The sequence below is a fragment of the Pseudophaeobacter leonis genome, assembly GCF_002087335.1.
Classification (GTDB): domain Bacteria; phylum Pseudomonadota; class Alphaproteobacteria; order Rhodobacterales; family Rhodobacteraceae; genus Pseudophaeobacter; species Pseudophaeobacter leonis.
In genome coordinates, this window is record NZ_MWVJ01000093.1 from 1 (window position 1) to 23,557 (window position 23,557).

General features: G+C 56.2%; 16 protein-coding genes, 4 pseudogenes and 1 riboswitch. Of the genes and pseudogenes, 15 read left to right on the forward strand and 5 right to left on the reverse strand.

From position 1 onward, the window contains the following. From B4968_RS23560 to B4968_RS17925, 3 genes are all read left to right on the forward strand, one after another. Positions 1-1,454: hypothetical protein (locus tag B4968_RS23560; protein WP_083100745.1), on the forward strand; the 1,454-nt coding region annotated here is incomplete at its 5' end. 392 nt (positions 1,455-1,846) lie between these two features. Next, on the forward strand, positions 1,847-2,332 hold the full coding sequence (locus B4968_RS23220; RefSeq protein ID WP_139792901.1) for a hypothetical protein: 486 nt from the start codon (positions 1,847-1,849) through the stop codon (positions 2,330-2,332). Positions 2,333-2,342: 10 nt separating this feature from the next. Then, on the forward strand, positions 2,343-3,104 hold the full coding sequence (locus B4968_RS17925; RefSeq protein WP_083100746.1) for a hypothetical protein: 762 nt from the start codon (positions 2,343-2,345) through the stop codon (positions 3,102-3,104). Positions 3,105-3,378: 274 nt separating this feature from the next. Here the strand turns inward: B4968_RS17925 and B4968_RS17930 are convergent, their stop codons facing one another. Continuing rightward, positions 3,379-3,588, reverse strand: a complete 210-nt coding sequence (locus B4968_RS17930) for a hypothetical protein (RefSeq protein ID WP_083100747.1) — start codon at positions 3,586-3,588, stop codon at positions 3,379-3,381. A gap of 319 nt (positions 3,589-3,907) precedes the next feature. Continuing rightward, the gene (locus B4968_RS17935; RefSeq protein ID WP_241525829.1) at positions 3,908-4,834 is read right to left on the reverse strand and encodes a tyrosine-type recombinase/integrase; all 927 of its coding nucleotides are present in this window, start codon (positions 4,832-4,834) and stop codon (positions 3,908-3,910) included. A gap of 166 nt (positions 4,835-5,000) precedes the next feature. Further along, a riboswitch (SAM riboswitch) is annotated at positions 5,001-5,079 on the forward strand. Between the two features lie 60 nt (positions 5,080-5,139). Between B4968_RS17935 and metZ the strand changes: the two genes are divergently transcribed. The 3 genes and pseudogenes from metZ (at position 5,140) to B4968_RS17950 (ending at position 9,204) form a co-directional block, all read left to right on the forward strand. Then, positions 5,140-6,330 carry an O-succinylhomoserine sulfhydrylase gene (gene metZ, locus B4968_RS17940; RefSeq protein ID WP_083100759.1) on the forward strand — a complete coding sequence of 397 codons (1,191 nt, stop codon included), beginning with the start codon at positions 5,140-5,142 and terminating at the stop codon, positions 6,328-6,330. 199 nt (positions 6,331-6,529) lie between these two features. Further along, positions 6,530-7,648 carry a GTP cyclohydrolase FolE2 gene (gene folE2 / locus B4968_RS17945; RefSeq protein ID WP_083100748.1) on the forward strand — a complete coding sequence of 373 codons (1,119 nt, stop codon included), beginning with the start codon at positions 6,530-6,532 and terminating at the stop codon, positions 7,646-7,648. A 166-nt stretch (positions 7,649-7,814) separates the two neighbouring features. Continuing rightward, positions 7,815-9,204: pseudogene (locus B4968_RS17950) on the forward strand (TrkH family potassium uptake protein). A gap of 42 nt (positions 9,205-9,246) precedes the next feature. Here B4968_RS17950 and B4968_RS17955 read toward each other — a convergent pair. Further along, positions 9,247-9,615, reverse strand: a complete 369-nt coding sequence (locus B4968_RS17955) for a hypothetical protein (RefSeq protein WP_083100749.1) — start codon at positions 9,613-9,615, stop codon at positions 9,247-9,249. Between the two features lie 214 nt (positions 9,616-9,829). On the opposite strand from B4968_RS17955, the gene B4968_RS17960 reads away from it, so the two are divergent. From B4968_RS17960 to B4968_RS17995, 8 genes and pseudogenes are all read left to right on the forward strand, one after another. Next, entirely contained in the window at positions 9,830-11,068 is a 1,239-nt protein-coding gene (locus B4968_RS17960) for an aspartate kinase (protein ID WP_083100750.1), read from the forward strand. A gap of 45 nt (positions 11,069-11,113) precedes the next feature. Continuing rightward, positions 11,114-13,355, forward strand: a pseudogene (ptsP, locus tag B4968_RS17965) (phosphoenolpyruvate--protein phosphotransferase). Positions 13,356-14,008: 653 nt separating this feature from the next. Further along, a pseudogene (locus tag B4968_RS17970) lies at positions 14,009-16,300 on the forward strand (bifunctional salicylyl-CoA 5-hydroxylase/oxidoreductase). Continuing rightward, the gene (locus tag B4968_RS17975; protein ID WP_083100751.1) at positions 16,297-17,052 is read left to right on the forward strand and encodes an SDR family NAD(P)-dependent oxidoreductase; all 756 of its coding nucleotides are present in this window, start codon (positions 16,297-16,299) and stop codon (positions 17,050-17,052) included. The pseudogene B4968_RS17970 and the gene B4968_RS17975 overlap by 4 nt, the downstream one beginning before the upstream one ends. Then, entirely contained in the window at positions 17,049-17,510 is a 462-nt protein-coding gene (locus B4968_RS17980) for a MarR family winged helix-turn-helix transcriptional regulator (protein WP_083100752.1), read from the forward strand. The genes B4968_RS17975 and B4968_RS17980 overlap by 4 nt, the downstream gene beginning before the upstream one ends. Further along, a complete protein-coding gene (locus B4968_RS17985; protein ID WP_083100753.1) occupies positions 17,507-18,310 on the forward strand; it encodes an enoyl-CoA hydratase family protein in 804 nt (267 codons plus the stop codon). Before B4968_RS17980 ends, B4968_RS17985 begins: the two co-directional genes overlap by 4 nt. A gap of 98 nt (positions 18,311-18,408) precedes the next feature. Next, complete coding sequence (locus tag B4968_RS17990; RefSeq protein WP_083100754.1) at positions 18,409-19,611, forward strand: acyl-CoA dehydrogenase family protein; 1,203 nt, start codon at positions 18,409-18,411, stop codon at positions 19,609-19,611. A gap of 1 nt (position 19,612) precedes the next feature. Continuing rightward, positions 19,613-21,225, forward strand: a pseudogene (locus B4968_RS17995) (AMP-binding protein). Between the two features lie 105 nt (positions 21,226-21,330). On the opposite strand, the gene B4968_RS18000 reads toward B4968_RS17995, so the two are convergent. Continuing rightward, positions 21,331-21,915 carry an NAD(P)H-dependent oxidoreductase gene (locus B4968_RS18000; protein ID WP_083100755.1) on the reverse strand — a complete coding sequence of 195 codons (585 nt, stop codon included), beginning with the start codon at positions 21,913-21,915 and terminating at the stop codon, positions 21,331-21,333. A gap of 185 nt (positions 21,916-22,100) precedes the next feature. After that, positions 22,101-22,718, reverse strand: a complete 618-nt coding sequence (locus B4968_RS18005; protein WP_083100756.1) for a glutathione S-transferase — start codon at positions 22,716-22,718, stop codon at positions 22,101-22,103. Positions 22,719-22,913: 195 nt separating this feature from the next. Between B4968_RS18005 and B4968_RS18015 the strand changes: the two genes are divergently transcribed. Continuing rightward, entirely contained in the window at positions 22,914-23,486 is a 573-nt protein-coding gene (locus B4968_RS18015) for a histidine phosphatase family protein (RefSeq protein WP_083100758.1), read from the forward strand. Positions 23,487-23,557 lie beyond the last annotated feature (71 nt).

Below are 23,557 nucleotides of genomic sequence, written 5' to 3' on the forward strand. Positions count from 1 at the left end.
TTTCAACCTCATTCCCCATACGCGGGACTATTACCAATAAAGATTTTTCCTATTTAGCAATTGAGTGGCTCAAGGGGATTAATAAAAGTACGGTTTTGGATGATGCTGTCGACAGGCAAATGTTTGATGATGATGCTCGAATTCTTTCTAAGAGCGGTGAATTATTTTGCTTAAAATCAATTGAGGCTGATACCGTCTCGGCCATAGGCTTGCGCCACGAAATTCCCGATGAAATGGGGAGGGTTTGGAGAACGGAATGCATAGTTTCTCGCTTTAAGGCGACCGCATGGGTTCACGTTAAAAGTCAGTGCCTAATTTCCAACCCAGACGTTCAGCAGATTTCCCCAAAAAAACCATTCATAATAAAGATGATGATAAAAAACGGATGGGCTATTGATGATGGCAACTGGCCCGTCGCCGACACTCCGTACGCCTTGACTTCAAGTAACTTAGATCTTGCAGAGAGAATTGTATCCGGACAAGAGCTAACTGATCTCCCATTTGTTTATGTCAGTAGAGACGATGCCAACGAACTTATCGTTGCCCCTGAAAAATTAGCCTTTCAATTGGGTGGTTTAGCGCACGTTGTCGTTGAGCCTACGAGGTTTTTCTCCCGAAAGCTCAATGTAAAATGCCAGGGGCGCAACCCTTACGGTGGTACAGTTGGCCTTTGCGTGCCATCAAAAGGTTTGGTTTCCAAATTTTATATTCGAAATGAATTGGATCGAGGCACAAGAATTTTTGATGCCATTACTTCGGCGGCCTCAAGGTACCTTTCAAGCCTAAAAGGGCACGGAGCACTTGATTGGAACGAGCTGCAAGAACTACAGGGCAGGATTCTTCGCGAAAAGCTTGCAAAAGAAATTCGGTCAGGAAATGGATCCGACAATCAAGCGTTAGACGAATATATGCATACATTTGACGCAGATATAGCTGCCAAAGATGCCCAGATAGTTGAATTAAAGAGAGCGCTAAAGGCATCCGAGGAGGCAGTCGATGCTCTCAACATACATGATATGGGACTGCTGAATAGTGCCATTTCAGACACGGTGTCCACAGAGCTTTATCATGGTGAGGTATCAGACCGAGTTAGAAAATTGGTGACGAATGCTGTGGCTGGATCTACAATAGACTTATCGCCTAGGGATAGTTTCTTGTTGAAAAGCTTATTGAGCTGTTCGGCATATACAGGAAAGTCACTTGGGTTAGTAGAACAAATCAAGTCTGCTGGTAGAGACCACACAACAATGGCCAAACGCTTAGGTGGCTTGCTGTCTGATTTTGGGTTTACAAGCTCGCAAGACGGGAAGCATCTAAAATATATACCACCAAAGCGTTTGGGTGGGCTCAAGACTGAGATTTTGCCCAAAACACCAAGTGACCATCGGGCGGGACGAAACAAAGCAGCCGACATTATTGATAGTTTTTCGATTAGAGATCTCCACAAAGACTGAAGACCTATTTGGTCTTAGCCTATAGAGGTCTGCTTCGGGCTCCATAAACGTCCGCTATGTTGCGTAAGAAAAAACAATATGCCATTGTTGAAATCTAATCAAATCAAGCTGTGGGCGCGGTGCATTAATCTGGTTCGCATTTCTTTGCGATCTGATAACCTGAAACTATGCGGACCGGCTATGCTAGAGTATCTGCTCAAACCCAAGGCCTCTAGCGTTAGTTCAGCATGGATGATGTGCTTGTGATTGCTGAGTGGGACCGCACTCGATGATGGATGGCATTTGCGGTAGATGTGCGTGAGCGAATTACTGGCCGAGCCAACGACGGCAGAGTGGCTGGCTAAGGCTCGTGAAGGTTTTTAAAAAAAACGACGATAGCTTTGGAGGGGTTAATGTTTAGGGTTTTTTTATTTGCAGCGGCAGTTTCGAGCATATCCGCACTCGTGAATGCTCAATCGGCTGATCCGGAAATGTCGAAGTTATTGAGTGCCACAAGGGCTCTTGAGGAAAGAATTCAAAAACTAGAAAATATTTTGATAGCGGGCATTCCAAGAAATGCGGTTGTCGCCTTTGATCAACCTAACTGTCCGGCAGGATGGGACCCTTACCATCACGCAGATGGGCGGTTCATTCTAGGCTTGGGGGATGACAACAGTCTCGGAGCGACCGGCGGATCAGAGACACACCGACTGACTATTGAAGAGATGCCTACACACGATCATGGTGCAGTGTTCGGCGGTGATGGTGGAAAAGCAGGTATGTTGAATGAGTGGTCTTACCATGCATCCGGGTATGAGCGGATGAGACCAGCGGGAGGTGGGAGAGCTCACGACAATATGCCACCCTTTATTGTGTTGATTTATTGCAAGAAGTCCTGAGGTGATCGGTATGACTGAAGATAACGATAACAAGGCTGATGGCGTTTCCAATGACGCTAGTACGAGTGTATCAAAAGAAAATGAGGTCACAGGCAGCACCAGCTGTAAGAATGAAATACTAGGGGAATGCAAAAAAAATATTTCGTCTGAGATCGAGCGTTTCGAAGGAAAGCTCAATCAGTTTATTTCTCTGTTCAAGTGGTCTGCTGGGATATTTATCACTTTGGTTTTGACGATTATTGGCCTTGGGTGGATGATTATTGAAGATCGCGCTCCAGCCGATGCAAAGCAGAAAATGGCGGGGTTAAGTGCTCATTCATGCCGCGCGCTAATTCATGGCGTTAACGCGCGGCAACGGTTACTTTCTGAAGAACTTAGGAACTTTCAGGGGCAAGCTTCACAGCTTGAAAAACAAATATCCAATTTACCAGTTCGATCTCAGTGGTTGCAATCAGCAATCACTAACTTGGAACAGACAGTTACCGTTCTTGTCTCCGACATTTCTGACATCCAAGCTGAGTTGGGAAGGGCGGAAGATCAGGCTGAGAAATTTAGACTAGAGACCGAACACCAGAAAATCGAAGACCAGCATGATCGAAACACCAGCGAACTAAGGCGTCTCAAACTCGAACGCTCGCAACTGCCACAGAGGTCAAGTGAGCTGAGCGCGAGTTTGTCTAGCCTTCAGGGTCGGCTTACTGCAGCGCAGAGCGAGTATAGCAACCTAGCTACTGAAAGTTCAGATTGCCGATCTAGAATTGGAAAACCTTGATCGAATAAAATTAACAAAATGAACTCTATCGATGCTTGAATCAGTTTGGCTCCAAGCTGGAAGCCGACTTTGGAGTAAGTGCCGCGAACGGCAGCTCCGTCCGCTGAGCCGCCCTCTGGCCAACAAAATTGCTGTACAATGTGTTGAACGGCTGCTTCGGGGAAGCTGCGATGCAGCACTTGGAGATCTGGCCAAAGGCGGGTGTGGACCGTTCGTGTCGATCGTCAGGAGGGGCGGGTTTGGGCCTTCACTTTCAAACAAGTCCGTTTAAGGGCTAGCTGGTGATTTTGAGTTCTACACCTTCTGAGGCGTCTTTCACGCTTGCCCAGCTCTCTTTACACACTACTGCCTGCAACACGGCGCGCCCATCTGGCAGATAAGACTGCCAGATGGGCGCGCCGTCCATTTTGGCATCGGCAGGCAGGTTGTGTAATTCGCAAAGCGCGCGAGCAGCGCGTTCCCGTATGGGCTTTGGTTTGCGCATCACCGCATTCCTTTTCTGAGATTTCCGGTATGATAGATGGTCAGATGTTTTCGCTTCGATTGAAAGCCCTTTGCAAAGGCCTCTCATGGGGCTCTTGGCATTGCTGGATTAAGTTGCTCTCCAACTCTTATTGAAATCACGGGATAGTTTTCTGATTGTGGATCAGGAGGACTGGGCGCAGACCCGGTTTAGCCACGGCCAATTCTCAAACTTGTCGCCAGCAGATCGAATGTGGCTATATCGTTGAAGGCTTTGCCAACTACGATGGCCCGAGACACTTGCTACCAATGGAATTGTGCGACCCATCTCAAACAGCCGGCTAACTCCATTGGTGACGCAGATCATGAAACCGCAGATCATCGATCCCCAAGAGAGCGCAGGTGCGAATAAAGGAAGCTGAGATATTGTTCGCCCGGTATGGGAATATTGAGGCATCTGCAGAATCGATTGGCATGGAGTTGATAATCTCCATTGCCTCCGGGGTGAGTTCGCACCATACGTCGTTTCCGATTTTCTCCCCTGGATTTTTCATATCTCGAACCAGTACCCGGCTATTTTCAGGCTCAAAATCTCCCCATTTCATCCGCACTATTTCGTCTTGGCGGCGGGTAGAGAATATGGCGAATGCAATTATCTTGTGCATAGGCATGTGACCCCGAATGGCACTGTCCTCATAGTGCGCTAGGAGTTTGTCCAGCTCCACAAGGGATGGGCGTCTGTCGCGGCGATTCGATTTGGAGACTAGGCCCAATTGTTTACAGACCACGAGAGCGTCAACCATGGCGGCTGGGTCGAGATCGATGTTCCAGGCGGGGCGGGCGAGTTTGAAGACGGGGGCAAGGTGGGATAGGTAGTTTCCTACCGTAGATGCGGCGCGTTCTTGTCCATACTCTCTCGCGAAATCTACAATTGTTTGGCTGGTAACATCTTCGCAAGCCAATTGCGCCAGATCGGTTTCTGTCAATTTTGCAAGGACTTGGGCCTTTGATCTTCCATAGGTCTTTTTATGGTCATCAATGTAACGGTTAATCGCGTCGGACAGGGTGGGGCGGGGGGCTCTGGCTTTCTCTAGAGCGCCTGGTTCCCGCAGTTCCTTCTCGCGCCGTTCCATCCAGGCTTTTGCGGTGGCACGGCGTGGAAACTGTCGCGATTCCCTGAAAGTTGGTTCACCCTTGCGTTTGCGGATGATTTGAGCCTTATAGGCGATGCGGCCGTCGGATAGCTTGCGCTCTGCAATCGTTCCCATGGTGCCCCTGCTGTTTGGTATGCCCTGAGTGCTAAGGTATGCCTTGGGGGCATACCATTAAAAGGGAATGATCGTAAACGCAGGTAAATAGGCGGAAAACATACGTGGTTATAGGCTTGGATTTGCGTCTGTTATTACGGTAACGCATTGAATTATAAGGGGTTTTACCTCTGAAAGTGGTCGATTTGTAACCGGATTGCGGGCCACTTTAAACATTCCGCTAAAGAGGTCAGGACGTGAAGGACCCCCTTTCGCTTGGCCGGACGGGGGTTTTTTTGTTGCGCAAAGGCGCAGGAGGTCATGAGATGAGTGAGAGCTGGAACAACCGCACCAAGCTGGTGCATGGGGGCACGCGCCGCAGTCAGTACAACGAGGTGAGTGAAGCGATCTTCCTGACCCAGGGGTTTGTCTACGACACAGCCGAACAGGCCGAGGCACGGTTTGTTGAGTGCGGCCCGGATGAATTCATCTATGCGCGCTATGGTAACCCGACGGTGGCCATGTTCGAAGAACGGATTGCCCTGCTGGAAGGGGCCGAGGATGCCTTTGCCACTGCCTCTGGCATGGCGGCAGTCAATGGCGCGCTGACCTCGATGTTGAAGGCCGGCGATCATGTGGTTTCGGCCAAGGCGCTGTTTGGCTCTTGTCTCTATATTCTTGAAAATATCCTGACCCGTTTCGGGGTTGAGGTGACATATGTCGATGGCACCGACCTGGACCAGTGGCGTGCGGCGATGCGCCCGGACACCAAGGCTGTGTTCTTTGAAAGCATGTCGAACCCGACACTGGAGGTGATCGACATCACGGCGGTTTCTGAGATCGCCCATGCGGTGGGGGCCACTGTAGGGGGGGATAACGTGTTCTCTACGCCGGTTTTTTCCAAGGCGATCGAACAGGGGGCGGATGTTGTGATCTATTCCGCCACCAAACATATCGACGGTCAGGGCAGGGTGCTTGGCGGGGGGATCCTTGGCACGCGTGAGTTCATCCGTGGCACGGTTGAGCCCTATATGAAACACACGGGCGGCAGCCTCAGCCCCTTTAACGCCTGGACCCTGCTCAAGGGGCTTGAGACCATCGACCTGCGCGTCAGAGCCCAGGTGGAAAGCGCTTTGCAGATTGCCGAGGCGTTGCAGGGGCATCCGACACTGGAGCGGATGATCTATCCCGGTCTGAAAACCCATGCACAGCATGCTCTGGTGCAAAGCCAGCTGCAGGGCAAAGGCGGCACTGTTTTGTCGCTGGATATCAAGGGAGGCAAGGAGGCAGCCTTTCGTTTCCTAAATGCGCTGACCATACCGGTGATTTCAAACAACCTTGGGGACGCCAAATCCATCGCCACCCATCCGGCGACCACCACCCATCAGCGCCTGCCGGATGCGCAAAAGACCGAGCTGGGGATCACGCCGGGCTTGGTGCGGTTCTCGGATGGTCTTGAGGATGCCGGGGATTTGATTGCGGATCTCACCCAGGCGCTTGCCGCGGCACAGGGCTAGGGAGACAGCGATCTGGCCCGGATCTGACCAAAATGGCAGATCCGGGCCAGATCCTGCCGTATTTGATTGATCCGTTTTGAGCTTTGCTGCGTAAATGTCTAAACCAGTTAAGGTGCTGCCAGTTAAATTTCTGCCAGTTAAATCGCTGCCAGTTTAGCTGCAGCCAGTATCGAGCGGTAAAAACGGAGACCTTTGTGCCATGAACATTCCGACGCGTGATGTGTCAGAAGCCCCCGACCGGCAAGCCCCCGACCGGCAAGAGGCCGAAGCGGCGCTTATCCTGTTGCGGCGCTGGGCCGAGGTGGCGTCACCGACAGAGGTTGCGCTCCTGCATCCGGCCATCGCACGGCTGCTTCCGGGGGGCGAGGTACGCAACTACCCTGTTCTGTCGCGCGACTACCCGCAGGATTTCAAATCAGACGAGGCGTATCGCGCAACGCTGCCTGATTTGCAGAACGGACCTGCCAGCCTCATTCGCGGCGCCAAGGAGCAGATCCAGCATGTGGGGATCTCGAACTTTCGCCTGCCGATCCGCTTTCACAGCCGCGACGGCGGCGACCAGACTCTGGAGACCAGCATTACCGGATCTGTCAGCCTAGAGGCCGACAAGAAAGGCATCAACATGTCCCGGATCATGCGCTCTTTTTACAAACACGCCGAAAAAACCTTTAGCTTTGAGGTGATGGAAGCCGCACTCAGCGACTATCTCATTGATCTCGAAAGCATGGATGCGCGTATCCAGATGCGCTTTTCTTTCCCGATGCGCATTGAAAGCCTGCGCTCTGGCCTGTCTGGCTATCAATACTATGATATCCCGCTGGAACTGCTGCACGCGGAGGGGCAGCGTCATAAGATCATGCATCTGGACTATGTCTATTCGTCTACCTGCCCCTGTTCGCTCGAGTTGAGCGAGCATGCCCGCCAAACCCGGGGCCAGTTGGCGACGCCGCATTCGCAGCGCTCGGTGGCGCGGATCTCGGTCGCTGTGGACCCCGAGAGCGAATGCCTGTGGTTTGAGGATCTGATAGCCCATTGCCGCCAGGCGGTGCCCACAGAGACGCAGGTCATGGTGAAACGCGAAGATGAACAGGCCTTTGCCGAATTGAACGCAGCAAATCCAATCTTTGTTGAGGATGCGGCGCGTCTGTTCTGCGAAAAGCTGCAGAATGACCCCAGAATCAAAGATTTCCGGGTCGTGGCCAGTCATCAGGAAAGCCTGCACAGTCATGATGCCATCAGCATTTTGACCCAGGGGCCGTTGTTTGCAAACAAAAGCCTGGACCCAAGACTGTTTTCTACGCTGATCCATCAGGGCTGAGGCCCAGCCGCGGGCTATCTGTGGTCGGTCCAGGAGGGGGGCTGCGGCGGGCTGTGTGGCGTCTTTGACTTGACAGTTTCTGCAAGGCAGGCCAACGCTCGCGGCATGTTGGATATTCCGACCCGTTGGATATGTGATCGGCCTTTTGGTTGTGATCCTGGGCGCCATGATGGTGTTTCCCTTCCTTGCTGACCTGATAGAGGGGCGGGGGGAGTGGCCTGTCTTTTTGCAAAGCGGTCTCATCACGATCCTTGGCGGCGCTCTTCTGGCCCTGAGCTGCGACAGTGATAAGCACGATGGATTGAGCATTCAGCAGACCTTTTTGCTCACGACCTTTGTGTGGGTTGCCCTGCCTCTGTTTGGGGCTCTGCCCCTGATGCTTGGGGCGACGGAGCTCAGCTTTACCGATGCCTTCTTTGAGGCGATGTCCGGGCTGACCACCACCGGGTCGACGGTGATTTCTGGTCTTGATGATCTGCCCAAGGGGCTGTTGCTGTGGCGCGGAATCCTGCAGTGGCTGGGCGGTATTGGCATCATTGTTGTCGCAATGGTTTTTCTGCCAGAGCTACGTGTCGGTGGTATGCAGATTTTCAAATCGGAAGCCTTTGATACATTTGGAAAAATCCTGCCCCGGGCGCAGGCGATCGCCAAGCAGATCTCGTTGATTTATGTCGGCCTCACGGTGGCCTGCATGCTGGTCTACTTTAGCCTTGGAATGGGCGGGTTTGACGCCCTGGTGCATGCCATGACCACGGTCTCTACCGGTGGGTTTTCCAACTATGACGGGTCTTTTGGCACCTTTTCGGGTCCGGCAGAATACGCAGCCGCGGTCTTTATGATCCTCGCCGCACTGCCCTTTGTGCGCTATGTGCAACTGGTGAACGGCCATACGCAACCGATGCTGCTGGACAGCCAGATCCGGGTTTTTCTGGCCACCATCCTGGTTCTGGTGGTGGTAACGGCCGGTGTTCTGGTGACTGTTTTTCCGCATCACCCAGAACAGGCCCTGCGCGAGGCGCTTTTTAATATCACCTCGATCATATCGGGCACCGGCTATGCCAGCGTTGACTACATGAAATGGGGCAGTTTTCTCATTACGGTGTTTTTCTTTATCGGTCTGATTGGCGGCTGTGCGGGCTCCACCGCCTGCTCGGTAAAGATTTTCCGCTATCAGTTGCTGTTTGCCTCCATTCAGGTGCAGATCCAGCGCATCCGCTCGCCGCATGGTGTTTTTGTGCCGCGCTTTGAGGGGCGGCCCGTCGGGCCGGATGTCCTGAGCTCGGTGATCTCGTTCTTCATGTTTTTTGTTCTGACCATGGGCATTGTTGCCTGGGCGCTGGCCCTGACCGGGCTTGATTTTATCACGGCAATTTCAGGCGCGGCCACTGCGGTGGCCAATGTGGGGCCGGGCCTGGGCGAAACCATTGGGCCTGCTGGAAATTTTGCCACGCTGAATGAACGCCGCCAAATGGATCCTCAGCAGTGCGATGTTGATTGGGCGTCTGGAAATGATGGCCGTTTATGCCATCCTCACGCCGCTGTTCTGGCGCTCTTGAAACGGCGCCATTCCAAAGCGCCAGGGCTCTGTTCAGGGCGTTTCACTCAGGGTCGATCAGATCGTTGGCGATCTCAAACATCTCCGCAGGACGGATATGCACAATCGTTTTCTCTGACAGGCGCTTTGACGCCAGCGCACCAGTGCTGTCGGTGCCGGTGATCTTGCCATCCATGCCGTAAATATAGCGCACTGTGCCACCGGGCAACAGAACGCGCAGGGTAAAGGCACCATCCTCTTTGCGCAGAATTTCAAAATTGCACTCGGTCAGGATTGCGCCATCCTGGGCCGCGCAGGGCAGGTGGCCAATGGCGTTGACGCCATCGGTGCCGGCGATAGTCGCGGCGCGCGCAACAGAGCCAAGGGGCAGCGAAAGGCTGAGGGCAAGGAGGGTGTGTGCAATAAAACGCATGGGCTTCTTTCATCTACCAAGTCTGCCAACAGCCTCGCACCGATGGAGCGCCGCGTAAAGTGCCCCGCAGCGCCGCAAGTGGCGCCTGGTCGCACGTGTGCCTGCGGCAGATCGTCGGCGGGGTGTATTGCTACAATACGCAGCCTTGCCCTTGAAACCGCTGTCGCCTAAGAGGCAGGGAACGGAAACAGCGAGCGCACGGAGACTTTTGCCCATGCCCGTTCTAGTAATGAAATTTGGCGGCACTTCGGTCGCCAACCTCGACCGGATCCGGCGCGCAGCGAAACGCGTCGGCGTCGAAGTGGCCAAAGGCTATGACGTCATTGTCATCGTCTCGGCTATGTCCGGCAAGACCAATGAGATGGTCGGCTGGGTCAATGAGACCTCGCCGATGTTTGACGCGCGTGAATATGATGCGGTGGTCTCTTCTGGCGAAAACGTCACGGCGGGACTGATGGCCCTGACGCTGCAGGAAATGGATGTGCCCGCGCGCAGCTGGCAGGGCTGGCAGGTGCCGCTGAAAACCAACAGCGCCCACAGTCAGGCACGCATCGAAGAGATCCCGCCGGAAAACATCAACGCAAAATTTGCCGAAGGCATGCGCGTCGCTGTGGTGGCGGGCTTTCAGGGCATCAGCCCTGAGGGTCGTATTACCACGCTGGGACGCGGTGGATCTGACACCACGGCCGTCGCCTTTGCTGCTGCTTTTGAGGCTGAGCGTTGCGACATCTATACTGATGTCGACGGGGTCTACACAACGGATCCGCGGATCTGCGACAAGGCGCGCAAGCTCGACAAGATCGCCTTTGAAGAAATGCTGGAGCTGGCCTCTCTGGGGGCCAAGGTGCTGCAGACCCGCTCGGTTGAACTGGCCATGCGCTACAAGGTGAAACTACGCGTTCTCTCAAGCTTTGAAGAACAATCCGATGAGGCCGGCACGCTGGTCTGTGACGAGGAGGAAATCATGGAATCCAATGTTGTGGCCGGTGTGGCCTATTCCCGCGACGAAGCCAAGATGACCCTGATGTCGGTTGCCGACCGTCCGGGCATTGCCGCGATCATCTTTAATGCCCTGTCCGAGGGCGGGGTGAATGTCGATATGATCGTGCAGAACATCTCGGAAGACGGCCGCACGGATATGACCTTTTCCTGCCCCACCGATCAGGTGGGCCGGGCCGACCAGGCGCTGCTGGCCATCAAGGAACAGGGTGAGCTGAACTACGCCGAACTGGTGGCCGACAAGGCGGTTGCCAAGGTCTCTGTTGTGGGGATCGGCATGCGCTCGCAGTCCGGTGTTGCGGCTAAGATGTTCAAAGTGCTCTCTGATGAGGGGATCAACATTAAGGTCATTACAACCTCGGAGATTAAGATTTCCGTTCTTATTGATCGGAAATACATGGAACTTGCTGTGCAAGCACTGCATGATGCCTTTGAATTGGACAAGGTGGCCTGATCACTCGGGGCTGCCTGCCACAAAAAGAATATGTGAACAGGGCCCATGGTCGAAAGTACTGAATCTGAAAGCCGCAAGCTGCTTGGCCGCCTGCGCGAGGCTATGGCTGGGGATACCCCCGGCCAGGCCCGTCTGGACAAGATCACCCATCTGATTGGCGACAGTATTGGAACCGAGGTCTGCTCGGTCTATCTGTTTCTTGATGACGAAACACTGGAGCTCTGTGCCAGTGAGGGTCTGAACGTCGAATCCGTGCACCAGACCCGGATGCGGATCGGCGAGGGGCTTGTGGGGCGCGTTGCCAAATTCGGCAAGGTGATCAACACGCCTGATGCGCCCAATGCCAAGGGCTTTCGCTATATGCCGGAAACCGGCGAAGAGCGGTTTTCCTCGTTCCTGGGTATTCCGATCCAGAGGCTTGGCGAAATGCTTGGCGTGCTGGTGGTGCAGTCCAAAGAGGCGCGCGAGTTCTCGGCTGATGCGGTCTACGCACTGGAAGTGGTCGCCATGGTCATCGCTGAGATGACCGAGCTGGGCGCCTTTGTCGGCGAGGGCGCGGTCCCTGTCGCCGCTGCACCAACAACCCGTGATGCTGCCGGGGACGGCGGCCCAGGAAGGCGCGGCTGAGGGGCACGTCTGGCTGCATGAGCCGCGCGTGGTGGTGACCAATCCCATTGCCGATGATCCCGAGCGCGAGCTGGTGCGCCTCAAAGAGGCGGTCGAACAGCTGCGCGTCGGCGTCGACAAGATGCTTGAGATCTCGCAGAACGGTGACAAAGAACAGCTGCAGGTGCTTGAGGCCTATCGCATGTTTGCCAATTCCAAAGGCTGGATGCGGCGTATGGAAGAAGACATCTCGCGTGGCCTGAGCGCCGAGGCGGCTGTCGAAAAAGAACAATCTCAGGCGCGCTCACGCATGTCCCAGGTGCAGGACACCTACCTGCGTGAGCGGCTGAGTGATCTCGATGATCTGTCCAACCGTTTGCTGCGGATTCTGACGGGGCAGGGCGCCGAAACCGGCGCAGAGCTGCCGGACGATCCCATTTTGGTGGCGCGCAATATTGGCCCTGCAGAGCTGCTGGAATACGGCCGTAACCTCAAGGGCATCGTGCTCGAAGAGGGCTCGGTCGGCTCACACGCTGCCATTGTTGCCCGGGCGCTGGCGATCCCGCTGGTGGTCAATACCAATCGCATCACCAATGAGGCCCTGAACGGCGATCACATCATGGTGGATGGTGAGCAGGGCGTTGTGCACCTGCGCCCCGATGACAGTGTTGTCAGCGCCTTTCGCGACAAGATTGCGATGCTGGCCCAGGCCCAAGAACGCTATGTTTCGATCCGTGATAAGCCTGCTGTGACACGCGATGGCCAGAAGGTTAATCTGGTGATGAATGCCGGGCTGATGGCCGACCTGCCATCGCTGGAAAGCTCCGGCGCCGAAGGTGTTGGCCTGTTTCGTACCGAGCTGCAGTTTCTGGTACGCAACCAGATGCCAAGGCGCTCTGAGCTTGTTGCCCTGTACAAACGTGTGTTGGACGCCGCCCAGGAAAAACGCGTGGTGTTTCGCACCCTGGACATTGGCTCGGATAAGGTGCTGCCCTATATGAAGCCCAATGACGAGCCCAACCCAGCCCTGGGGTGGCGTGCCATTCGGGTGGGTTTGGACAAGCCGGGCATTATGCGGATGCAGTTGCAGGCCCTGATGCGGGCTGCCAATGGGCGTCCTTTGACGGTGATGTTTCCCTTTGTCGCCCAGGCCGAGGAGTACCGTGCCGCACGCGATGAGGTCACCAAAACACTGGAACGCGAACGTATTTTGGGCCACGCCTTGCCCGAAAGCCTGGAGATTGGCGCCATGCTGGAGACACCCTCTCTGGCGTTTGCACCGCAAAAGTTCTTTGATGAGGTTGGCTTTATCTCCATCGGCGGCAACGATTTGAAGCAGTTCTTTTTTGCTGCGGACCGTGAAAATGAACGCGTGCGCAAACGCTATGATAGCCTGAACGTCAGTTTTCTCAGCCTGATCGAGCAGATTGTTGAGCGCTGCGCCACCTCGAAAACGCCGCTCAGCTTTTGTGGTGAGGACGCAGGGCGGCCGATCGAAGCCGTCTGTTTGGCGGCAATGGGCGTGCGAACCCTCTCAATGCGCCCCGCTTCAATTGGGCCCGTTAAGTCTCTGTTAATGAGAGTTAACCTTGAGGATCTGCGTAGGGTTATCTATGAATCCCGCCATCGGGGCGATCAATCCGTCCGGGAAGCCGTCATGCGCTACCTGCGCGAAATTTGAGGTTTGGCTGCATTCTGCTGGCTTTGGTTTGTCTCAGGCAGGGTCTGAGTCCTGCAGCCGCTGCGCAGACTGACGGCGCCTGGTTTCAGCGATTTTCTTAAGGCATAGCCCTGCAGCAGCCGGACTACCCCGGAAACCTATGTCTTATCCCCAGTCTTTTATCGTGAAATTCATGAAAAACCGCGGAAATATTAAGGAAAAATTTACAATTATCAACTTTTCACATCTTAGGGGCGAAGGGGCGAAGCCTTTTGTCCACCTCTGCCGCTGACTCAGGAAAGATCCTGTCGTGTTGATCTGAGGCGTGTCAGGGAAAGCGATCCTGGGCCTTGTGTAATTTCGACGTTGTCCACAAAAAATCCCCTGATTTTTCCACTTAAGAATATCCATTAAAATTTTGTTAATTAAGTGAGAAATGGATTGTCCACAAAATCCTGCCAGGCCAGTCAGTGACACATCGACCTGCTGTTATCCTTCTTTGCGCAAGAATTCGACAGGTTCAGAGAGCGGGAGCAGGGAATGGGGCCAGGAGGGGGCAAAGCTCTGGTGCAGATCCAGGCCAAAATTAGCTTCAAGCATAAAACTTTAAGCTTGAAGTTTTTGAGGGCTGACCTATCCTGACTGTAATATCCAGAGTCAGGAGAGAGTGGGCCATGAAAGTTGCATGTTTGGGGGGCGGCCCAGCTGGGCTCTATTTTGCGATCTCATTGAAATTGCGGCAGCCCGATGCCGAGGTGACAGTTTTTGAGCAGAACAAGGCGGATGACACCTTTGGCTGGGGCGTGGTTCTCTCGGATGATGCGCTGGAAAACCTCAGCAAGAATGACCCTGTCAGCGCCCAGGCCATCAAAGAGAGTTTCGCCTATTGGGACGACATCGCCGTTGTGCAGCACGGAGTGCGGACCGTTTCTCAGGGCCACGGGTTCGCTGGCATCGGTCGTAAGAAAATGTTGCTGATGTTGCAGGAGAGGGCTCGAGAGCTTGGCGTTGATCTGCAGTTTGAAACCCGCGCAAAACCGGCTGCGGCCTATCAGAAAGACTATGACGTGGTTGTTGGCTGTGACGGCTTGAACTCGTCCGTGCGCAGTGAGTTTGCCGAGCACTTTAAGCCCAATATCGATGTGCGGCCCTGCAAATTTATCTGGTTGGGAACACACCAGAAATTCGATGATGCCTTCACGTTTGTGTTTGAAAAAACCAAACACGGCTGGGTCTGGATTCATGCCTATCAATTTGACGATGACACGGCGACCGTGATTGTTGAATGCTCTGGCGAAACCTGGGACCGTTGGGGGTTTGAGGATATGTCCAAGGAAGAGATCATTCGCACCTGCGAAGAGATCTTTGCCGACCATCTTGGCGGCCATAGCCTGATTTCAAACGCCGACCACTTGCGTGGATCAGCGGTCTGGATCAATTTCCCACGGGTTCTGTGTGACAAATGGCACCATGAAAACGTTGTGCTGCTGGGAGATGCCTCGGCCACGGCGCATTTTTCCATCGGATCGGGCTCACGCCTGGCCTTTGACAGCGCCATCGCGCTGGCTGAACTCATTTCATCCGAGGACAGTCTTGAGCGGGCATTTGAGCGCTATCAGGAAGAGCGCCGGCTGGATGTTCTGCGCCTGCAGTCGGCGGCGCGCAATTCGCTAGAGTGGTTTGAGGATGTTGAGCGCTACCTTGGTATGGATCCGGTACAGTAACTATTCTCTGCTCACACGCAGCCAGCGGATTTCCCATGAAAACCTGCGCCTGCGCGATCCTAACTGGCTGAAGTCGGCGGAAAAATGGTTTCAGGAAAAGGCCGGAGCGCCCAATGACGCGCCAGTGCGCCCGCCGATGTTTGCCCCCTATCAGCTGCGTGATATGCAGCTGAAAAACCGCATCGTCGTGTCTCCAATGGCGCAATACAAGGCGGTCGAGGGCTGCCCCACAGACTGGCATCTTATCCACTATGGTGAGCGGGCCAAGGGCGGCGCCGGGCTGGTTTACACCGAAATGACCTGCGTGAGCCCCAAAGGCCGCATCACCCCGGGCTGTCCCGGTCTCTATGCACCAGAGCATGAGGCAGCCTGGGCGCGACTGGTGGATTTTATCCATCAAGAGACAGATGCAAAAATTTGCTGCCAGATCGGCCACTCGGGTCGCAAGGGGTCGACCCAGGTCGGTTGGGAAACCATGGATGCGCCCTTGCCAGCGTGGAACTGGGATCTGGTCTCTGCTTCGGCCATTGCCTGGTCACCGCAGAATGACACCCCGCGTGAAATCAACCGGTCGGAAATGGACCAGATAAAGGCTGAATTTGTCTCCGCCACCGAGATGGCGGCGCGCTGTGGCTTTGATATGATCGAACTACATGCGGCGCATGGCTATCTGATTTCCTCGTTTATCTCGCCAAAATCGAACATTCGCACGGATTCATATGGTGGCTCGCTGGAAAACCGCATGCGCTATCCGCTTGAGGTCTTTGCAGCCATGCGGGAGGTCTGGCCTACGGAAAAACCGATGTCGGTGCGGATTTCTGCCACGGACTGGCTGGGCGACGAGGGCGTGACGCCAGAGGAAGCCGTTGATATTGCACGCGCCTTCTCAGAGGCTGGTGTGGACATTGTTGATGTCTCGGCAGGGCAGACCCGATTGAGGGCCAGCCCGTTTACGGTCGCATGTTCCAGACGCCGTTTTCCGACCGAATCCGCAATGACGCGGGGCTTGCCACCATGGCGGTTGGCAATATCTATGAGGCGGACCATGCCAACTCGATCCTGATGGCGGGACGGGCGGATCTGGTCTGTGTGGGCCGACCGCATCTGGCAGACCCCTATTGGGCGCTGCATGAGGCCACCAAGATCGGCGACCGGTTCGGCGCGTGGCCGCTGCCCTATCAGGCTGGACGGGATCAGTCCTGGCGCCTTGCGGACCGCGATGCAGAGGTTATCCGGGCATGAGCTTTGAGGGAAAACATGTTGTAATCACTGGCGGAGGCTCGGGCCTCGGGGCTGAGCTGGCGCGTCAGTTTGCACGCAAAGGCGCGCGCGTGACCATCCTTGGTCGTCGCCTTGAGGCCCTGGAAGAGGTTGCGTCACAGACCGGGGCCTTGCCGCTGTCTTGTGATGTAACGGATCGGGCCAGCCTTGATCAGGCCCTGGATGCGGCCACGGCATCAAACGGCGCGGTAACTATTGCAATGGCGAATGCCGGAGCGGCCCCGTCGCAGCCCTTTGAGCGGATGACGCCAGAGGATTTTACGCAAGCTTTGGGCGTCAATCTGCTTGGCGTCTTTAACCTTTGGCAGGCCTGTCTGCCTGCAATGAAGTCTGAAGGCTGGGGGCGTCTGATCGCCGTGGCCTCAACCGCTGGTCTAAAGGGATACCCTTATGTTTCAGGCTATTGCGCCGCAAAACATGGCGTTCTGGGCTTGACCCGGTCGCTTGCCATTGAACTGGCCAAGACCGGTGTGACGGTAAATGCGCTTTGTCCGGGGTTCATAGAGACGCCTTTGCTGCAAAACGCGCTGGATACCATCGTCGCCAAGACCGGTATGTCGCCGGAGCAAGCCGCCAAATCCCTGCGCCGGGGCAACCCACAGGACCGCTTTATCCAACCCATTGAGGTGGCAGAGGCCGCGCTGTGGCTGGCCAGTTCCGGGGCGGGATCGGTCAACGGTGCAGCCCTGCCTATTTCGGGGGGCGAGATATGACCGGGTCGGATACCTCAAAAGATCGCCTGCGGCTTTGGCTGCGGGTGTTGGAGGCGACGCGCAGTGTCGAAAACGCGGTGCGCGAGAACCTGCGCCAGAACTTTGCCACCACGCTGCCCCGCTTTGACGTCATGGCGGCGCTGACCCAGCACAGGGAAGGGCTAAAGATGAGCCAGCTCTCGACTGTGCTGAAGGTTTCCAACGGCAATGTGACCGGAATCGTTGAGCGCCTGGTCGAGGATGGCCATGTGCTGCGCGAAAAGGTGCCTGGTGATCGCCGCGCCAGTCGGGTGCGGCTGACAGAGGCCGGAGAGGCGGAGTTTGCTCGCCAGGCAGCGGCCCATGAGGCCTGGATTGATGAAATTTTTGCCGGTGTCGCCCCTGAGGCGGCCCAGGGCATGGCCGAGGCACTGGATGAGGTGGCCCGGCGATTGGAAAACAAGGACAGCACAACATGACCCAGATGGATACCAAGCATTTTCTGTGCGAAATCAAAGATGGCATTGCCACGGTCTCGCTGGACCGGCCTGAGCGCAAGAACCCGCTCACCTTTGACAGCTACGCTGAGCTGCGCGACTGGTTTCGCGATCTGCATTACAACGATGAGGTCAAGGCCGTGGTCTTTGCCTCCAACGGCGGCAACTTTAGCTCTGGCGGTGATGTGCATGATATCATTGGCCCCCTCACCAAGATGAGCATGAAAGAGCTGCTGGCCTTTACCCGGATGACCGGCGATCTGGTCAAGGCGATCATCAATTGTGGCAAGCCGGTGATTGCAGCCATTGATGGCATCTGTGTGGGCGCAGGCGCAATCATTGCCATGGCCTCGGATTTGCGCATTGCCACGCCGGAGGCCAAGACCGCCTTTTTGTTTACCCGCGTTGGACTTGCGGGCTGTGACATGGGGGCCTGTGCCATTCTGCCCCGCATCATCGGCCAGGGTCGTGCGGCAGAGCTGCTCTATACCGGTCGCTCGATGAGTGCCGAAGAAGGCGCCGCCTGGGGCTTTCACCACAAGCTGGTCGCGGCTGAGGATCTGAGCGCCGAGGCGCAGGCGCTGGCGGCGCGTATCGCGGCGGGGCCGAACTTTGGCAATATGATGACAAAGACGATGCTGGCGCAGGAATGGTCGATGTCGATCGAGCAGGCCATCGAGGCCGAGGCGCAGGCCCAGGCGATCTGCATGCAGACGGCAGATTTTGAGCGCGCCTACCATGCCTTTGTGAACAAGGAAAAACCCGTCTTTCAAGGGGACTAAGAGGGCGCGACATCGTGCAATGGATAAAGGCGCGATGGCAATGACACAGGTGCGGCGCGGAGGGTGACGACCACCAATCCGGCCAAGAGAGGACAGACATGGCGGATAAGACATTTCTCAGCTGGCCGTTTTTTGACGAAACCCATGGCGCATTGGCGCGCGACCTTGATGTCTGGGCCTCTGAGGCCCTGGCCGGGATCGACCACAGCGACACGGATGCGGCCTGCCGTCGCCTTGTGGCCTCCCTTGGTGAGGCCGGCTGGGCGCAGCATAGCGCCGCGATGAGCGGCGAGCGTCTGGATGTGCGCACACTCTGTTTGATCCGCGAAACTCTGGCGCGCCATGATGGTCTGGCTGATTTTGCCTCTGCCATGCAGGGGCTTGGCACCGGAGCGATCTCGCTCTTTGGGTCGCAGGCGCAGCAGGCCGAATGGTTGCCGCTGACGCGTAGCGGCAAGGCGATTTCTGCCTTTGCCCTTACGGAGCCCCAGTCTGGATCTGACGTCGCAAATTCTACCATGACGGCAACCCTGGACGGCGACCACTATGTGCTGAACGGCGAGAAAACCTGGATTTCAAACGGCGGCATTGCCGATGTCTACACGCTGTTTGCCCGCACCGGCGAAGCACCGGGGGCCAGGGGGCTTTCGGCCTTTATCGTGCCTGCAAACCTGCCGGGGTTTGACGTGGTGGAGCGCCAGACTGTGATCGCGCCGCATCCTTTGGCAACGCTGCGCTTTAGCGATTGTCGCATCCCTAAATCAGCGCTGCTGGGGCTGGCTGGTGACGGCTTTAAGATCGCCATGTCGGTGCTGGATGTGTTTCGCTCCACTGTGGCGGCGGCTGCATTGGGCTTTGCCCGCCGGGCGCTGGATGAAGCGCTGGAGCGGGTCTCGACCCGTCAGGTACAGGGGGCGCCTTTGTTTGAATTGCAGATGGTGCAGGGGCATATTGCCGATATGGCGCTGGATGTGGATGCCGCGGCCCTGCTGGTGTACCGCGCCGCCTGGGCCAAGGACAGTGGCGCGGCCCGCGTCACCCGCGAGGCCGCCATGGCCAAGCTGTTTTCAACCGATCAGGCGCAGCAGGTGATCGACAAAGCGGTGCAGCTGCACGGTGGCGACGGCGTGCGCCATGGTCAGAAGGTCGAAGAGCTTTACCGTGATATCAGGGCCTTGCGGATCTATGAGGGGGCATCGGATGTGCAGCGGGTGGTGATCGCGCGCCAGACCCTTGGCGCCTATCAGGCGGACACATTCCAGGCTGGCACCAATCCGTCCAAGCCGCAGGAGGGCAAGTGAGATGCTGAGCGTGAGCGCCCATAGTGATAGCTTTACCCGCGATAATCTGCCGCCCGCAGAGCAATGGCCAGAGTTTCTGCTGCAGGGGTTCGACTACCCCGAGCGGCTGAATGTTGGGGTGGAGCTGACCGATGCCATGGTGGCCAAAGGATTTGGCGACCGCACTGCTCTTATCGGCAATGGCCGCAGGCGTACCTATAAGGAACTGACGGACTGGACCAACCGCCTGGCCCATGTGCTGAGCGAAGATTTGGGCGTAAAGCCCGGAAATCGTGTGTTGATCCGCTCGGCCAACAACCCGGCCATGGTGGCCTGCTGGCTGGCTGCAACCAAGGTTGGCGCGGTGGTGGTGAATACCATGCCGATGCTGCGCGCAGGCGAGCTGGGACAGATTATTGATAAGGCCGAGATCAGCCATGCGCTCTGTGATACCCGGCTGATGGACGAACTGGTGCTCTGCGCCAAGGACTCTGCCTTTCTGAAATCCGTTGTGGGCTTTGATGGCACCTCTAATCACGATGCCGAACTGGACCGTTTGGCGCTGGAAAAATCGGTGAGCTACACCGCCGTCGCGACCGGGCGGGATGATGTGGCGCTTTTGGGCTTTACCTCGGGCACCACCGGCTCACCCAAGGCGACGATGCATTTTCACCGCGATCTGTTGATCATTGCCGATGGTTATGCGCGTGAGGTTCTGGATGTGCAGCCCGAGGATATCTTTATCGGCTCGCCGCCTCTGGCCTTTACCTTTGGCTTCGGTGGCCTCGCGATCTTTCCCTTGCGGTTTGGCGCGGCGGCGACGCTGCTAGAGAACGCCTCGCCGCCAAAACTGATCGAGATCATCCAGAAATACCGGGCCACGGTTTGTTTTACCGCACCAACGGCCTACCGCGTGATGCTGCAGGCGATGGAGGCGGGGGCGGATCTCAGCTCGCTGCGGGCTGCGGTTTCAGCTGGGGAAACCCTGCCTGCGCCGGTCTACGATGACTGGATTGCCAAAACCGGCAAGCCCATGCTGGATGGTATTGGCGCCACCGAAATGCTGCATATCTTTATCACCAACCGGTTTTCCGACCATCGCCCCTCTTGCACAGGTAAGCCGGTGCGGGGCTATCAGGGCCGTGTTCTGGCAGCCGACGGCGCCGAGGCGCCGCGCGGAGAGGTTGGGCGTTTGGCCGTAAGGGGCCCTACCGGTTGCCGCTATCTGGCAGATGATCGCCAGCTGAGCTATGTGCAGGATGGCTGGAACGTAACAGGCGACAGCTTTATGATGGACGCGGACGGCTATCTGCATTTTGCCGCCCGCAACGATGATATGATCATCTCGTCGGGCTACAAAATGCAGGCCCAGAGGTCGAGGCGGCGCTGTTGGCTCATGACGCGGTGGCGGAATGCGCCGTGATTGGCGCCCCAAACGAGGCGCGCGGTGAGATTGTCGAGGCGCATGTGGTGCTCTCACCGGGGCATAGTCCGTCGGACGCACTGGTCACGCTGCTGCAAGATCACGTAAAGGCCAGCATCGCGCCCTTTAAGTACCCGCGCTCGGTCGTTTTTGCCAAGGAGCTGCCAAAGACGGAAACGGGTAAGATTCAACGCTTCCGTCTCAAGGGCTAGCGGCCTGTCGCAACAGGACACATAAGAAGAGGCTGGGCGTCGTGCGGGGCATCAAAAGGCAGCAACGCGCTGCGCTGTCCTGTTGTGTCCTGGCCTGTCCTTTTGTTACGCAGCCTTTGCGCCCAGTTTTTGTGCTTTTTGAAGCCAGCCCTCCACGGCCTTTTTCTTGGGGTGCGAGGCCGGGGCAAAATACGTGGTTTTGACCGGCTTTAGGCCAATAAATCCAAGGATTTGCCGCTCGATCTGATTTATCATCGCTTTTTTGTAGAACAGCGACAGGGCCCAACCTGGGGTGTCTGATGTTACGAACACCCGACCGCTGCGGCCTTTCAGCAATGGCGCAGGAATGCCCATCGTTGTGTTTCTTGGATCAAAAGCTGTGCCTGGCAACAGGGCGCGGTCAAACAGTCCTTTCAGCTTTGCTGGCAGCCCGCCCCACCACATTGGCGTGGTCAGGACAAAGTGCTCACACCATTCCAGATCGCGCATGAACCCTTCCAGATCCGGCTCGAGTGGTTTGATCTGGCTGTAGCCGGCAAAGCCGAAATCAATATCAAACTGCAGATCGTTCAGGTTGCTCAGGCGCAGCTCATGGCCACTGCCCTTGGCGGCGCGACTATAGGTGAGGCTCAACTCTTTCGACAATGACGTCTCGGCGGGATGGCCGTTGAGAATAAAGATTCGGGTCATAAGGGGCTCCAAAACTGACTGTGGTCACTTATCGGCTTAAAATTGACCGTAGTCAATAATTATTTGACCGCAGTCAATTTCCTGTGCCGACAAGGCGAAAGGGACAGCCATGGCTGCTCTCTGTCGTGAATTGGAAAAAACGATCCGGCCGGAGCCAGCTGCGATGTCAGCGTATCAGGGCCAGCCTAGGGGAAATGGGTCACGGGGTCGCCATCGTGCCATTGTGGATATTTCTGCATGATCGCTTCAAAGCGGCGGCTGGTCAGAAACCGTTCAAGCCAAAGCTGCAGTGCGGGCCAGGGCTGCTGGTCAAACCAGGGTTTGTCGATAAAGGCAAACTGGCGCACGAAGGGCAAGATTGCGTAGTCAGCAATCGAGGCCTGATCAAAGATCCAGGTGTCAATTTGCATGTTCAACGCGGCCAGAAAGCGGGCGGCCTTCTGACGTTGAGTGTCCGGGTCGGCCTCGGGGTAGCGGCTGGCGTATTTAGTCTGGTCCAGCGCGGTCTTGAAGGGCCCGTCAGATCTGGCGATCCAGTCCCACCCAGCCTCGGGCATAGACAACCAGCCTTCCGGGTCGTTTAGCTGCAAGGCCCAGACCATGATGTCCAGGCTTTCATCATTGGTCTGCGCATTGGTCACAAGACACGGGACGGTGCCACTGGGCGAGGCCTGTAAAAACGCTGCAGGTTTGTCCCGCAACACCACCTCGCGCAGCGTGACGCTCTGCGCCGCAGAGGACAGTGCCAGGCGGGCCCGCATCGCATAGGGGCATCGGCGAAAGGAGTAGAGAATAGGGGTCATGAGATCTGACTTTTCTGTCCGGAGTAAAACCGGAGGAGCTGGAGCTGGTCTGGCCAAAAAGCAGGATTTTGGCCGCTTTGTCGAGAGGCGGGCAGAACGTTTTTGCCGCAGGAGGCGGCGCAGGCCTTCCTTTCCAGATTGTGCGCGGCTACTTCTGTCTGAAGTGTTTCAAAAGCTATAGGGGCGCGCGGCCACATGACTTCTTTTCCAAAAATCTGGTTTCTGCGTCACGGGCAAACGGAATGGAACGCTGAGCGGCGCATCCAGGGGCAGTTGGAGTCCCGGTTGAGCCCCCTGGGACAATCCCATGCGCAGCAACAGGCCGTTTTGCTGCGTCCTATTCTGAGGCAGGCACCGCAATGTTTTGCTTCGCCGCTTGGACGCGCCCAGGAGACGGCGGCTATTGCTTTGGCCGGGACGGATTTTGCCACTGACCCGCGTCTCGCTGAGGCCGACGCGGGCGCGCTGCAAGGGCTCACCATGAGGGATGTTGAAAGCCGTTTTCCCGAGATCTGGGCTGCCAACCCCAAACATCTGGATCTTTTCTGTGCCGCGCCAAATGGCGAAGGCTACACGAGTTTTCATGCGAGAATTCTGTCCTTTATGCAGGCTTTAACAGGGCCGTCCGTGGTGGTTGCGCATGGCTTGCTGGGGCAGGTGATGCGCGGTATTGCGCAGGGGCTGTCACGTCAGCAGATGGCCGAACTCTCTAATCAACAAGGCTGCATTTATCTGCTGGAGGACGGCACCGAGAGGCTTTTGCAATAATCGTTTTTTTTGAAAAAAATGCCGGTGCCCCTCTTGCGCCGGACCCGGTCTTTGGCTAAATCCCAGCGTGT